This window comes from Nonomuraea sp. NPDC004702 (genome assembly GCF_053601695.1).
In genome coordinates, this window is the sequence record NZ_JBSGCE010000032.1 from 59,169 (window position 1) to 72,273 (window position 13,105).

Here is a 13,105-nt window from a genome sequence, read left to right on the forward strand (position 1 = left end):
CTCTGGACGACCGCCCCACCTTCCGCGCGAGGAGTTCCGTGACCGACTTCGCCCTCGACGATCCCTTCGATCGCCGCCCGGCGCTGCCCCGGCCTGGCCGCCTGCTGCGCCAGGCCGCGGACTCGATCCCGCCCTCGTCGCTGGTCCTGCTGTCCATCGTCTCGGTGCAGCTCGGCGCCGCGTTCGCCAAGAACCTGTTCGCCGTCCTGCCGCCGAGCGCCGTGGTGTTCCTGCGCATCGCGGCGGGCGGCCTGATCATGGCCGCGGTGGCCAGGCCGAAGCTGCGGGGGCTGGGGTGGCGCGACTGGGCGGTCGGGGCCGGTTTCGGCCTGACGCTCGCGCTGATGAACCTGTCGTACTACGAGGCCCTGTCGCGGCTGCCGATGGGCGTCGCGGTGGCGATCGAGTTCCTCGGCCCGCTGGGCGTGGCCGTGGCCGCCTCCCGGCGCAGGCTCGACCTGGCCTGGATCGGCCTGGCCGGCCTCGGCGTGGCGCTGCTGGCGCCCTGGGGGCAGCAGGCGTCCGCGGCCTGGTGGCTGGGCATCGGGTTCGCCCTGGTGGCGGGCGCGTGCTGGGCGGCCTACATCCTGCTGTCCGCGGCGGCCGGGCGGCGTTTCCCCGGCACCACCGGGCTGTCGTTCGCGATGATCGTCTCGACCCTGGTGATCGCGCCGGTGGGCGTCACGACCGGCGGCGCGGACCTGTTGCAGCCGTCGCTGCTGCTGATCGGGCTGGGCGTGGGGCTGCTGTCGTCGGTGATCCCGTACTCGCTGGAGCTCCACGCGCTGCGGCGCATGCCCAAGCACGTGTTCGGCATTCTGATGAGCCTGGAGCCGGCCGTGGCGGCGCTGGCGGGCGTGCTGGTGCTGGGCGAGGTCCTGCACGTGCAGCAGTGGGCGGCGATCGTGTGCGTCGTGGCCGCCAGCCTCGGCTCGACCAGGATGACCGGGCGCTGACGGCCGGGCGTCAAGGAGTGCCGAGGAGGTGCCGCCGCGCGCCCGCGGGGATGGGGATCTCTCGGGCGCGCGGCGGAGGGCTCGGCTTGAGGTGGGCGGGTCGCCGAGCCCGGTGAAGGTCAACGGATGCGGGCATCCGCGTGACCGGGCTTGTGAGGCTCTCAGGAAGATCAGTTCGTGAAAGCTTTCACCAACACATTACCTCAAAACGGACAAACCCTCTTAATTCGGACGGTAAAGAAACGCGGCAGGCGTCAGTGCTCGGCCCAGATCCCCCGGACGTGGCCGATGTGCTCGCCCATCAGGTGGCCGACCGCCTTGCCGTCGCCGCTCTTGAGCGCGTCGAGCATGGCCAGGTGCTCCCTGGCGGAGTCGGTCAGCGAGCCGCGCTCGGCCAGCTGCGACAGACCGTAGAGCCGGGCCCGGTTGCGCAGGTCGCGCACCACCTCCACCAGGTGGACGTTGCCCGCCAGGGCCAGCAGCTCCAGGTGGAAGCGCAGGTCGGCGTCGATGTAGGCGAGCAGGTCGGCCCGGTCGGCGGCCGAGACGATCTCCTCGGCGATCGGGCGCAGCCGTTCGAACTCCTCGGCGCGGGCGCTGTCGGCCAGCCGCGAGACGGTGGGCACCTCGATCAGCTCACGGATCTGGGTCAGCTCGTCGAGGTCGCGGTCGGACAGCTCGGTCACCCGGAAGCCCTTGTTGCGCACGGCCTCGACCAGGCCCTCCTTGGCCAGGTCGAGCATGGCCTCGCGGACCGGCGTGGCCGAGACGCCGAACTGCGCGGCGAGCACGGGCGCGGAGTAGACCACCCCTGGCCGCATCTCACCGGTGATCAGCGCGGCCCGCAGCGCGTGCGCGACCTGCTCGCGCAGGCTCTGCCGCTCCCCCACCATCGGCAGGTCGAGCCGGTCCTCGGCAGCCATCCGCCTTCCCTCCTACTTCCACGCCTCGTACGCGGCCGCGGCGACCACCAGGTCCTGCCACGCCATGCCCGTGCTCTTGAACACCCGCGGGCCGGGACCGGCCACCACCCTCCCGGCGATCAGCTCGGCGAGGTTCCCGGCGAGATGACCAGAGGTGATCGTACCGTGGCGGATCGGGATGATCACGTCGCCGGCTTCCTCCAGGGCGGCCGATCTGGCCTCGACGACCACGGTGGCGCGGGCGACGAGGTCGCCGTCGAGCTCGCGGACGCCGGGCTCGTGCGACCCGACCGCGACCACGGTGACGCCGTCCCGGGCGAGCTTACCGGGGAACAGCGGCTGCGCGGCCGTGGTGCAGCAGGCGACGAGGTCGGCGGCCCGGACCGCGTCGGCCACCGCGCCGGGCACCACCGCGGCTTCGGCGGTGGAGGCTCCGGTGGTGGCGGCTTCGGCGGTGGGAGCTCCGCTGGTCAGGGGTTCGGTGGTCAGGGGTTCGGCGGTCAGGGGTTCGGCGGTCAGGGATTCGGCGGTCAGGCCGAGGTCGCGGCAGCGGGTGGCCAGGGCGGCGGCGCGGGCGGGGTCGCGGCCCACGACCGTGACGTGCTCGACGGGCCGCACCTCGCGCAGGGCCAGGACGTGCCCGTACGCCTGCGGCCCGCTGCCGAACACCACCAGGCGGCGCGCGTCCGTCTCGGCCAGGTGGGCGACGGCCAGGGCGGAGACGGCGGGCGTGCGCAGGGACGTGAGCGCGATGCCGTCCAGGGCGGCGAGCGGGGCCAGGGTCGGGCCGTCCAGCAGGAGGTACGTCCCCTGGATGCGGGGCAGCCCGCGCCCGGGGTTGTCGGGCGTGACGGTGACGGCCTTGACCCCGGCGTAGCGGCCGGCGGCGGCGGGCATGAGCAGGAGCTGCCCGGCCGGCAGGTCCACGGCCGGCCGCCGGGGCGTCAGCTCGGGGTCGAGCCCGTCGCGCAGGGCCTGTTCGAGGACGGCCACCGCGCGGCCGACCGGCACCAGCCGCTCCAGCACGGGCCCGTCGATGTAGGGAAGAGCGCTCATCGCAGCGTGAACCCCGTTCCGATCGGGTCGTCGGGATCGAGCTCGAAGACGTGCCGGCCGGTGCGGTAGGCCATGCCCTCGATCTCCGGCACGATCCCCTCGGCCGTCACCGCGGCCACCCGCGCCCGGAAGACGGACCCGACGACGCTCTCGTGCACCAGGGTGCCGCGCAGGCCGGCGTCGTGCAGCAGCGCCATCCTGGCGGCGGTGCCCGACCCGCACGGCGACCGGTCCACCTCGCCGTCGGCGAAGACGGTGACGTTGCGCTGCCGGACGTTCAGCCCGTCACCCGACAGCTCGCCGTCCGGCACGGCGTCGGCCGGCAGGGCATCGGCCGGCAGGGCATCGGCCGGCAGGGCGTCGTAGAAGATGACGCCGTAGACGCCGGACAGGCGGTCGTCGCGTGGGTGGCGGGTGGCGGGGTGGCCGGCCAGGGCGGCCTTGATGCGGCGGGCGTGCCCGACGAGGGCGGTCAGGTGGCGGGGCTCGACGGACAGCCCCAACTCCCCCGCCGAAATAGACGCATAAATCGCCCCGCCGTACGAAATATCGACCTTCGTTCCAGCGACGGCCACGTCCCGGGCGATCACGTACGACGGGACGCTCACGAACGTCACTCCCGCCACCCGCCCGCCCGAGCACCGCACCCGCGCCCTGACCCGCCCCGACGGCACGTCCACCACCACGTCGGTCTCCCCGTCGGGGTCGGCCTCGACCAGCCCCTCCTGGACCGCGTAGGCCCCCAGGGCGATCGTGCCGTGCCCGCAGGCGGTGGAGAAGCCGTCCTTGTGCCAGAAGAGCGCGCCGAGATGCGCCCCGGCGTCGTCGGGCGGGACGAGGAAGCAGCCGTACATGTCGGCGTGCCCGCGTGGCTCGTGGCACAGCAGCCGCCTGACGTGGTCGGCGTGGGCGGGCGCGTTCTCCCGCCGGGTGAGCACGTCCGCCCCGGGGATGCCGGGGACGCCTCCGGTGACGATCCGGAACGGCTCGCCGCCCGTGTGGTAGTCGACAGTTGTGATCACAGTTCGAAGCCCCTCCGGACCGGGTCGGGAAAGTCGCCAGGAGTAACATGTCACATTGTCACGTTCCGGAGAAGCCCCTGACGGGACCGTCCTACCTGGCCCGTACCATCGTTGACGTGAAGGAATCCACCACCCGCCCCAACGTCCTGGCCCGCGCCCTGCGCTCGTTCTGGGCGCCGACCGCGCGCTCGATGCGCGGCTGGGCGCTGGCCTCCGTGGTGGCCAACGCGGGCATCGCGGTGACCGGCGCGGGCGTGCGGGTGACCGGTTCCGGGCTCGGCTGCCCGACCTGGCCTCGGTGCACGCCCGACAGCTTCGTGCCCGTCGCCCATCCCGAGATGTCGATGCTCACGATGCTCATCGAGTTCGGCAACCGGCTGCTGACGTTCCTGGTGCTGGCGGTGGGCGCGGCGTGCGTCGTCGCGGCGCTGCGCCTGGTCCCGCGCAGGCGGGCGCTGGTGCGCCTGGCGCTGCTGCAGCCGGCGGGCGTGCTGGCCCAGGCCCTGTGGGGCGGGCTGGTGGTCAGGACCGCGCTCAGCCCGTTCACGGTCGGCATGCACTTCCTGATCTCCATGGCGCTGATCGCCGCCTGCTGGATGCTCTACGCCCGCGCCGGCGAGGGCGACGGCCCGGCCGCCGGGGTGGCCCACCGCGACGTCCGGCGGCTCGGCCACGCGCTGCTCGCCGCCACGGCGGTGCTGCTGGTGGCTGGCGTGGTGGTCAGCGGCACGGGCCCGCACTCGGGCGACGTCATCGCCTCCCGGTTCGGCTTCGACATCGAGACCGTGGCCCGGCTGCACGCCGACATCGTCTACGTCGTCGTCGGCCTGACGTTCGCGCTGCTGTTCGCGCTGCGCGTGACCGGCGCGCCCCGGGCCGCCAGGCGGGCCGCGCTCGGGCTGTTCGTCGTGGAGCTGGGCCAGGGCGTGATCGGCTACACCCAGTACTTCCTGGCCGTGCCGGCCGCGCTGGTGCTGCTGCACGTGCTCGGCGCCTCGCTGGTGTGGATCGCCGCGCTGCGGGTGGTCACCTCGCTGCGCAGCAGAGGCCCGCTGGAGGCCCCGGCCGCCGCCGCTCAGACGGAAGCGCCCGCTCCCGTCTGACCGTTGTGCGATGGTATGGGGTGTGCTGCGACTCCCTAGGCTCTCGCGCAGGCTGCTGCGCCGTACGTACCAGGGGCTGGTGCTGGTCAGCGTGCTCGCGCTGGCGCCCATGACCTGGGCCTGGCTCGACAGCTCGCCGCACCGCGTGGTGGCCGGCAGCGGCGGCTGGCTGGGCCGGGTGCCGCCCGCGCAGGCCGCGCTGGTGCTCGGCGCCGGGTTGTGGCGCACCCAGCCCACGCCGATGCTGGCCCGCCGGCTCGACGTGGCCGCCGAGCTCTACCGGGCGGGCAAGGTGCGGGCGCTGCTGCTGTCGGGCGACAACAGCCGCAAGGAGTACGACGAGCCCACCGCCATGCGCGACTACCTGCTGCGCAAGGGCGTGCCGGCCGACGTGATCGTGCTCGACTACGCCGGGTTCGACACCTGGGACTCGTGCGTACGGGCCCGCCGGGTGTTCGGCGCCGAACGGGTCACCGTCGTCACCCAGGTCTTCCACCTGCCCAGGGCCGTCGCGCTGTGCCGGACGGCCGGGCTGGAGACCTTCGGCGTGGGCGACGACTCCACCCGCCAGTGGGCGGCCACCACGTACGTCTACGCCACCCGGGAGCTGCTGGCCACCGGCAAGGCCGTCGTGGACGCGCTGCTGCTGCACTCCGACCCGGTCTTCCCCGGGCCGCGGGAGGTCTCGCTGACCCAGATCCTGGCTCAGCGGGGCGCGCCGGGCGCGTAACCGGGCGGCGGGGTGCCCCTGGCCATCCGGCGGGCGTGCACGGGCGGCACCGGGAAGTCGGCGCGGGCGGTGCTCATGCACTCCAGCAGGGCCCGCTGCTCCTCGTGGAAGGCCTGCTCGTCGACGATGTGGCGGGCCGCCCGCTCGTGCAGCAGGCCGAGCTCGGTGGCGGCGAGCTGGTAGTCGCGCATGGCGCGCACCCCGCGTTTGCCGCCGTAGGCCCTGGCCCACTGCCTGGCCTGGCGGCGCCTGGCGAACGTGGACAACATGTAGATGTCGGCCGGCCCGACCAGTCTGGTCGGCTCGTACGGCGGCAGGTAGGTCTGGATGAGCGCCACGATGCGCCGCCGGTCCCTGAACACCACGCCGATCAGCACGACGAGCACCACCAGCAGCGCCAGGTAGGCCACCACGAGCCCGGGGAAGCCGCCGTAGGAGGCCAGGCCGTTCCACAGGCCGTGCAGGATCATCGCCCCCGACCAGCCGGCCAGCACCAGGAACACCCGCTCGGGCCCCTGGCGCTGGGCCGCGTAGGCGACGGCCACCCCGATCATCGAGCTGAACAGCGGATGGGCGAACGGCGACAGGATGCCGCGCAGCACCACGGTGACCGCCAGGCTGCTGACGCCGTTGCCGTTGAGCGCCGACAGGTAGTAGCTGACGTTCTCGCTCATGGCGAAGCCGAGGCCGACCATGCTGGCGTAGATGATGCCGTCGGTGGGGCCGTCGAGCTCGGCCCGGCGGAACTTCAGCAGGCCGAGCAGCACCAGGCCCTTCATCGTCTCCTCGACCACCGGCGCGCCGAAGGTGGCCGCCAGGTTGCGGGCGCTGGTCGGCGAGAGTTTGGCGGTGTCGATGAAGTAGTGGAGGTTGAGCGAGTTGATCGCGCCGGCGACCAGCACGGCGATGCCCGCGCCCCAGGCGAAGGCGAAGATCAGGTTGCTGCGCGGCTCAGGCTCCATGCGGTCGAGCGCCAGCACGGCGGCCAGCAGCAGCGGCACCGGAGCCAGGGCGAGCCCGAGCGCGATGAAGAACTGCACCGGCTCACCGTTGATCACGTCGAAGGAGAACGAGACCAGGGCGCAGATGCCGGTGAGGACCAGCCCGGTGATCAACGCGAACGACGGGCGGTCCTTCAACACCCAGCGTGGATCACGGGTCGCCATACCGTGACTTTAACGGATCGAAGGGCCGGGGTCCGTGCCGACCGCCCGCGCGGGACAGCCACTCCTCACCGTCCGGACACGCGCGTCGCGGGCCTCGCGCACGGCGGTCAGGACGGTCACGGCGCTCAGGCCAGCAGCGGGTCGATCGCGACGGCGAGGAAGAGCAGCGCGAGGTAGGCGTTGGACCAGTGGAAGAAGCGCATCGGGCGCAGGTCGACGCCGCTCTTGCCGGCGTTGAGCCGGGCCAGCAGGCGGTGGACCTCCCACAGGCAGACCACGCCGAGCACGACCGCGACGACCGGGTAGAACAGCGTGGTGCCGGCCACCGGCCACAGGGCCAGCGAGCACAGCACGGTCGCCCAGGTGTAGGCCACGGACTCCAGGATCACCCGCCGCTCGGTGGCCACCACCGGCAGCATCGGCACCTTGGCCGCCGCGTAGTCCTCCTTGTAGCGCATGGCAAGGGTCCAGGTGTGGGGCGGCGTCCAGAAGAACACGACGCCGAACAGCACCAGGGGCGCCCAGTCGAGTCGCTCGGTGATGCCCGCCCAACCGATCATGACCGGCATGCAGCCCGCGATGCCGCCCCAGACGATGTTCTGGGCCGTGCGGCGCTTGAGCACCATCGAGTAAACGATGACGTAGAACAGGATCGCGCCGGTGGACAGCACCGCGGCCAGCCAATTGGTGGTGAGCCACAGGCCAACAGTGGACAAAATCCCCAGGACGATCCCGAAGATCAGCGCGCCGCGCGGCGACACCTGGTGCCTGGCCAGCGGCCGGCGGCGGGTGCGCCGCATCTTCTGGTCGATGTCGCGGTCGACGTAGCAGTTGAGCGCGTTGGCGCTGCCCGCCGACAGGGTGCCGAAGACCATGACGGCGATCGACTTCCACAGCGGCGGCAGGCCCCCGGCCGCCAGGAACATCACCGGCAGGGTCGTGATCAGCAGCAGCTCGATGATCCGCGGCTTGGTGAGCGCGACGTAGGCCTTCACGACCATGCCGAACGTGCGCGGCGCCCCGGGCTCGGTCGAGGGGGTCGTGGCCTGCCTGTTGGTCAGCACCGTCAAGGCGCTTCCAGCCTGTGCGGAGTCAACGCGTAACCTCTGATTAGAGCGGATCGATGAGTGGCGCCGTGGCGCCTCTGCGAACAAACAAACTGTAGTCGCAGGGGCGGACGGTCCGGCCAATGGGGGGCTTGCGCCATTCATGGACACGCGAGGGTGGAATGGGAATCGATCGCCAGCTCCACTCGGTTAGGGTCCCGTGTGGGCGGGATAGCCAACAGGTACTGCCAAATGACAACTAGATTCCGGAGATCGAGCACTTGAGCACCGAACTCGTGCCAGCCCTTGAATGGACCGACCTCGACAAGAAGGCCGTCGACGTCGTCCGGGCCCTGGCGATGGACGCAGTGGAGAAGGCGGGCTCGGGTCACCCCGGCACCGCCATGAGCCTGGCCCCCGCCGCATACCTGCTGTTCCAGCGCGTGATGCGCCACGATCCCAGCGACCCCAACTGGGCGGGCCGCGACCGGTTCGTGCTGTCGTGCGGCCACACCAGCCTGACGCTCTACATCCAGCTCTACCTGTCGGGCTACGGCCTGACGCTCGACGACCTGCGGCGGCTGCGCCAGTGGGACAGCCTGACCCCGGGTCACCCCGAGCACGGCCACACCGCCGGCGTGGAGACCACCACCGGCCCGCTCGGCCAGGGCCTGGGCAACGCGGTCGGCATGGCGATGGCGGCCCGCCGCGAGCGCGGCCTGTTCGACCCCGACGCCGAGCGCGGCTCCTCGCCGTTCGACCACCACATCTGGTGCTTCGTCAGCGACGGCGACATCGAGGAGGGCATCAGCCACGAGGCCAGCGCCCTGGCCGGCCACCAGAAGCTCGGCAACCTCGTCGTCCTGTACGACGACAACCACATCTCCATCGAGGATGACACCCTCATCGCCAAGTCCGAGGACGTCGTCAAGCGTTACGAGGCGTACGGCTGGCACACCGAGAGCGTCGACTGGACCGCCGGCGGCGAGTACGAGGAGGACGTCCAGGCGCTGTACGAGGCGCTGGAGGCGGCCAAGGCCGAGACCGACCGGCCCTCCTTCATCCGGCTGCGCACGATCATCGGCTGGCCGGCGCCGAACAAGAAGAACACCGGCAAGATCCATGGCGCGGCCCTGGGCGAGGCGGAGATCGCCGCGACCAAGGAGATCCTGGGCATGGACCCGGCCAAGAGCTTCGACGTGCCGGCCGAGGTGCTGCAGCACGCCCGCGAGGTGGTCGCCCGCGGCCGTACCGAGCGTGCCGAGTGGGACAAGGGCTATGCCGAATGGCGCCTGGCCAACCCCGAGCGGGCCAAGGAGTTCGACCGCATCTCCCACCGCGAGCTGCCCGCCGGCTGGGCCACGGCCCTGCCCGAGTTCGAGACCGGCTCCTCGATGGCCACCCGCAAGGCCAGCGGCGAGGTGCTGGGCGCGCTGGCGCCGGTGCTGCCCGAGCTGTGGGGCGGCTCGGCCGACCTGGCCGAGTCGAACCTGACCACGATGAAGGGCGAGCCGTCCTTCATCCCCGAGGAGTACCAGACCAAGGACTTCCCCGGTAACCGCTACGGCCGCACCCTGCACTTCGGCATCCGCGAGCACGCCATGGGCGCGATTCTCAACGGCATCGCCCTGCATGGCGGCACCCGCCCCTACGGCGGCACGTTCCTGGTCTTCTCCGACTACATGCGCCCCTCGGTGCGCCTGGCCGCGCTGATGAAGCTGCCGGTCACCTACGTCTGGACGCACGACTCCATCGGCCTGGGCGAGGACGGCCCCACCCACCAGCCGATCGAGCACCTGTGGGCGCTGCGCGCCATCCCCGGCCTCGACGTCGTCCGCCCGGCCGACGCCAACGAGACCGCGCACGCGTGGAAGACGATCCTGGAGCACACCGACCGTCCCGCCGCCCTGGCTCTGACCAGGCAGAACGTGCCGGTCTACGAGGGCACGAGCGCCGACGGCGTGGCCCGCGGCGGCTACGTGCTGCGCGAGGCGTCCGACGGCCAGCCGCACGTGATCATCATCGCCACCGGCAGTGAGGTCGAGGTGGCCGTGCAGGGCCGCGAGCTGCTGGAGGCGCAGGGCATCCCGGCACGAGTGGTGTCGATGCCGTGTGTCGAGTGGTTCAACGGGCAGGACTCCGCGTACCGGCAGACCGTCCTGCCGAGCTCGATCAGGGCTCGGGTCGCGGTCGAGGCCGGCGTCGCGCTCGGCTGGCACCAGTTCGTCGGCGAGTGCGGCGAAGTGGTCAGCCTGGAGCACTTCGGCGCCTCGGCGCCGTACAAGACGCTGTACGAGCAGTTCGGGCTCACGGCCGAGCGCGTGGCGGCCGCGGCCAAGGCGAGCCTCGCCAAGCTGGGTCAGGACAAGGGCGAGACGACGGGAAACTGAGAAGAAGATGAGCGAGAACCTCAACAAGCTGTCCGGCCAGGGCGTTTCCATCTGGCTCGACGACATCAGCCGCGAACGGCTGCGCACGGGCAACCTCGACCAGCTGATCCGCGAGAAGAACGTCGTCGGGGTCACCTCCAACCCGACGATCTTCGCCAGCGCGCTCAGCAAGGGCGACGCCTACAACGCCCAGCTCCACGACCTGGCCGTCCGCGGCGTCACCGTGGAGGAGGCCGTCCGCGCCATCACCACGTACGACATCCGGTGGGCCGCCGACGTGCTGCGCCCGGTCTACGACGCCACCGGCGGCGTGGACGGCCGCGTCTCGCTGGAGGTCGACCCGCGGCTGGCCCGCGAGAGCGAGAAGACCGTGGCCGAGGCCAGGGCGCTGTGGTGGATGGTCGACCGGCCCAACCTGTTCATCAAGATCCCGGCCACCCTTGAGGGCCTGCCCGCGATCACGCAGGCGCTGTCGGAGGGCATCAGCGTCAACGTCACGCTGATCTTCTCGCTGGAGCGCTACCGCGCGGTCATGGACGCCTGGCTGGCCGGCCTGGAGGCCGCGCAGGCCAAGGGCCTGGACCTGGCCACGATCGAGTCGGTGGCCTCGTTCTTCGTCAGCCGCGTCGACACCGAGATCGACAAGCGGCTCGACAAGCTCGGCAAGCCGGAGCTGAAGGGCAAGGCCGGCATCGCCAACGCGCGCCTGGCCTACGCCGCCTACGAGGAGGTCGTCAGCTCCGAGCGCTGGCAGCGCCTGCGCGCCGCGGGCGCCCGTCCGCAGCGCCCGCTGTGGGCCTCGACCGGGGTGAAGAACCCCGACTACTCCGACACCATGTACGTCGACCAGCTCGTCGCCCCCGGCACCGTCAACACGATGCCGGAGAAGACCCTCGACGCCACCGCCGACCACGCCCAGGTCACCGGCGACACCGTGCGCCCCTTCTACGAGCAGGCCTGGAACACCATGGCCGCGCTCAAGGACGCCGGCATCGACTACGACGACGTCGTGCGGGTGCTGGAGGAGGAGGGCGTCGAGAAGTTCGAGGCGTCCTGGAACGAGCTGCTGGAGAGCGTCACCAAGAATCTGGTGCCATGATCGAGGTGTCCTACCGCGAGGAGGGGGTGGCCGCGGCCGCCTCCTCCGTCGCGGGGCGCCTCGTCGCCGACGGCGTGCCCGCGCGGCTGGCCGGCGGCGACCCCACGCTGTGGGGTGAGGACGCCGAGGCGGTGGCGGCGGTCCGGCTCGGCTGGCTGACGCTGCCGCGCACCTCCCGCGAGCTCCTTCCCGAGCTGGGCAAGCTCGTGGAGCGGGCGCGCGCCGAGGGCCTGACGAACGTGGTCCTGGCCGGGATGGGCGGCTCGTCGCTGGCTCCCGAGGTGATCTGCCAGACCGCCGACGTGCCGCTGACCGTGCTCGACACGACCGACCCCGCGCAGGTCCGGCGGGCGCTGACCGACCTGCTGGAGTCCACGGTCGTGGTGGTGGCCAGCAAGAGCGGCTCGACCGTCGAGACCGACTGCCACCTGCGCATCTACGAACAGATCTTCACCGAGGCGGGCATCTCGCCCGCCGACCGGATCGTGGTCGTCACCGACCACGGCTCGCCGCTGGAGCAGCGGGCCGTCGAGGGCGGCTACCACCTGGTGCTGGCCGTCCCCGACGTGGGCGGCCGCTATTCGGCGCTGTCGGCGTTCGGGCTGGTGCCCAGCGCACTGGCCGGGGCCGACGTCGAGCGGCTGCTGGACGACGCCGAGGAGGTGCTGCCGCTGCTGTCCCTGGACACCGGCAACCCCGGCCTCGACCTGGGCGCGGCCCTCGGTGGCGCGGCGCTGGCCGGGCGCGACAAGCTCGTGCTGGAGGACCAGCTCTCCGGCATCAACGGGCTGCCCGACTGGATCGAGCAGCTCGTCGCCGAGTCCACCGGCAAGCAGGGCCGGGGCATCCTGCCGATCGTCAACGCCGACCCCAACCACACCAGCGACGAGCTGGTCGTCGCGATCGAGTCCGACAACGGCGCCGTACGCGTCGACGGGCCGCTCGGCGGCCAGTTCCTGGTCTGGGAGTACGCGACCGCCGTGGCCGGGCTGCTGCTGGAGATCGACCCGTTCGACCAGCCGAACGTGGCCGAGTCCAAGGAGAACACCGCGGCCCTGCTGGCCCTGCCCGACCTGCCGCTGGGCGCGCCCGCGCTGGTCGACGGGCCCGTCGAGGTCTACGGCGCGGTCCGCTCCCACGACCTGCCCGGCGTGCTGGCCGAGCTGCTGAAGGCCATCCCGCACGACGGCTACCTGGCCGTGATGGCCTACCTCGACCGCCTGGCCGCCTTCGACGCGCCGGTGCCCGAGGGGGCCGACTTCGAGCAGATGACCGACGCGTGGATGATGGCCGACGCGGCCACGCTGCGCGCCCTGCTCGCCATCCGCACCAACCGGCCGGTGACGTTCGGGTGGGGGCCGCGTTTCCTGCACTCGACCGGCCAGTACCACAAGGGCGGGCCGCAGAACGGCGTGTTCCTGCAGATCACGGGTGCGGTGGCCGACGACGTCGCCGTCCCCGGGCAGCCGTACACGCTGGGGCGGCTCCAGCTCGCGCAGGCGCTGGGCGACCTGGCCGCGCTGGAGACCCGCGGACGGCCCGCCGTACGCCTGCACTTGACGGACCGCGCGACGGGTGTCGCGCATTTGCTCGCAGCCGCACAGGAGGTTTGAG

The 13,105-nt window shown here is 72.1% G+C and carries 11 protein-coding genes; 6 read left to right on the forward strand and 5 right to left on the reverse strand.

The genetic code is table 11. The annotated features are described in order from the left end of the window. The first annotated feature begins 38 nt into the window (after window positions 1–38). Window positions 39–956, forward strand: a complete 918-nt coding sequence (locus tag ACWEJ6_RS32695) for an EamA family transporter (RefSeq protein WP_352328758.1) — start codon at window positions 39–41, stop codon at window positions 954–956. A 254-nt stretch (window positions 957–1,210) separates the two neighbouring features. On the opposite strand, the gene ACWEJ6_RS32700 is transcribed toward ACWEJ6_RS32695, so the two are convergent. From ACWEJ6_RS32700 to ACWEJ6_RS32710, 3 genes are read right to left on the reverse strand one after another with little or no spacing between them, the layout of a single operon-like run. After that, window positions 1,211–1,879, reverse strand: coding sequence for a GntR family transcriptional regulator (locus ACWEJ6_RS32700; RefSeq protein WP_352364390.1), 669 nt, complete (start codon window positions 1,877–1,879; stop codon window positions 1,211–1,213). A 12-nt stretch (window positions 1,880–1,891) separates the two neighbouring features. Further along, window positions 1,892–2,935, reverse strand: a complete 1,044-nt coding sequence (locus tag ACWEJ6_RS32705) for an ornithine cyclodeaminase family protein (RefSeq protein ID WP_452428798.1) — start codon at window positions 2,933–2,935, stop codon at window positions 1,892–1,894. After that, entirely contained in the window at window positions 2,932–3,957 is a 1,026-nt protein-coding gene (locus tag ACWEJ6_RS32710) for a proline racemase family protein (protein WP_452428800.1), read from the reverse strand. The genes ACWEJ6_RS32705 and ACWEJ6_RS32710 overlap by 4 nt, the downstream gene beginning before the upstream one ends. 116 nt (window positions 3,958–4,073) lie before the next feature. Here ACWEJ6_RS32710 and ACWEJ6_RS32715 point away from each other — a divergent pair, with 116 nt between their 5' ends. Both ACWEJ6_RS32715 and ACWEJ6_RS32720 read left to right on the forward strand, forming a co-directional pair. Further along, entirely contained in the window at window positions 4,074–5,060 is a 987-nt protein-coding gene (locus ACWEJ6_RS32715; protein WP_452428802.1) for a COX15/CtaA family protein, read from the forward strand. 22 nt (window positions 5,061–5,082) lie between these two features. Then, entirely contained in the window at window positions 5,083–5,790 is a 708-nt protein-coding gene (locus ACWEJ6_RS32720) for a SanA/YdcF family protein (RefSeq protein ID WP_452428804.1), read from the forward strand. Here the strand turns inward: ACWEJ6_RS32720 and ACWEJ6_RS32725 are convergent. Further along, window positions 5,766–6,956 (reverse strand): PrsW family intramembrane metalloprotease, encoded by a 1,191-nt coding sequence (locus ACWEJ6_RS32725; RefSeq protein ID WP_352364398.1) that lies wholly within the window; start codon window positions 6,954–6,956, stop codon window positions 5,766–5,768. The two genes, ACWEJ6_RS32720 and ACWEJ6_RS32725, sit on opposite strands and share 25 nt — an antisense overlap. A gap of 125 nt (window positions 6,957–7,081) precedes the next feature. Continuing rightward, window positions 7,082–8,020 (reverse strand): heme o synthase, encoded by a 939-nt coding sequence (locus ACWEJ6_RS32730; RefSeq protein ID WP_387680354.1) that lies wholly within the window; start codon window positions 8,018–8,020, stop codon window positions 7,082–7,084. 341 nt (window positions 8,021–8,361) lie between these two features. Here ACWEJ6_RS32730 and tkt point away from each other — a divergent pair, with 341 nt between their 5' ends. From tkt to ACWEJ6_RS32745, 3 genes are read left to right on the forward strand one after another with little or no spacing between them, the layout of a single operon-like run. Then, window positions 8,362–10,392, forward strand: coding sequence for a transketolase (gene tkt / locus ACWEJ6_RS32735; protein ID WP_387680351.1), 2,031 nt, complete (start codon window positions 8,362–8,364; stop codon window positions 10,390–10,392). A gap of 7 nt (window positions 10,393–10,399) precedes the next feature. Further along, the gene (gene tal, locus ACWEJ6_RS32740; protein WP_364393688.1) at window positions 10,400–11,491 is read left to right on the forward strand and encodes a transaldolase; all 1,092 of its coding nucleotides are present in this window, start codon (window positions 10,400–10,402) and stop codon (window positions 11,489–11,491) included. After that, a complete protein-coding gene (locus ACWEJ6_RS32745; RefSeq protein WP_387679981.1) occupies window positions 11,488–13,104 on the forward strand; it encodes a glucose-6-phosphate isomerase in 1,617 nt (538 codons plus the stop codon). Before tal ends, ACWEJ6_RS32745 begins: the two co-directional genes overlap by 4 nt. Window position 13,105 lies beyond the last annotated feature (1 nt).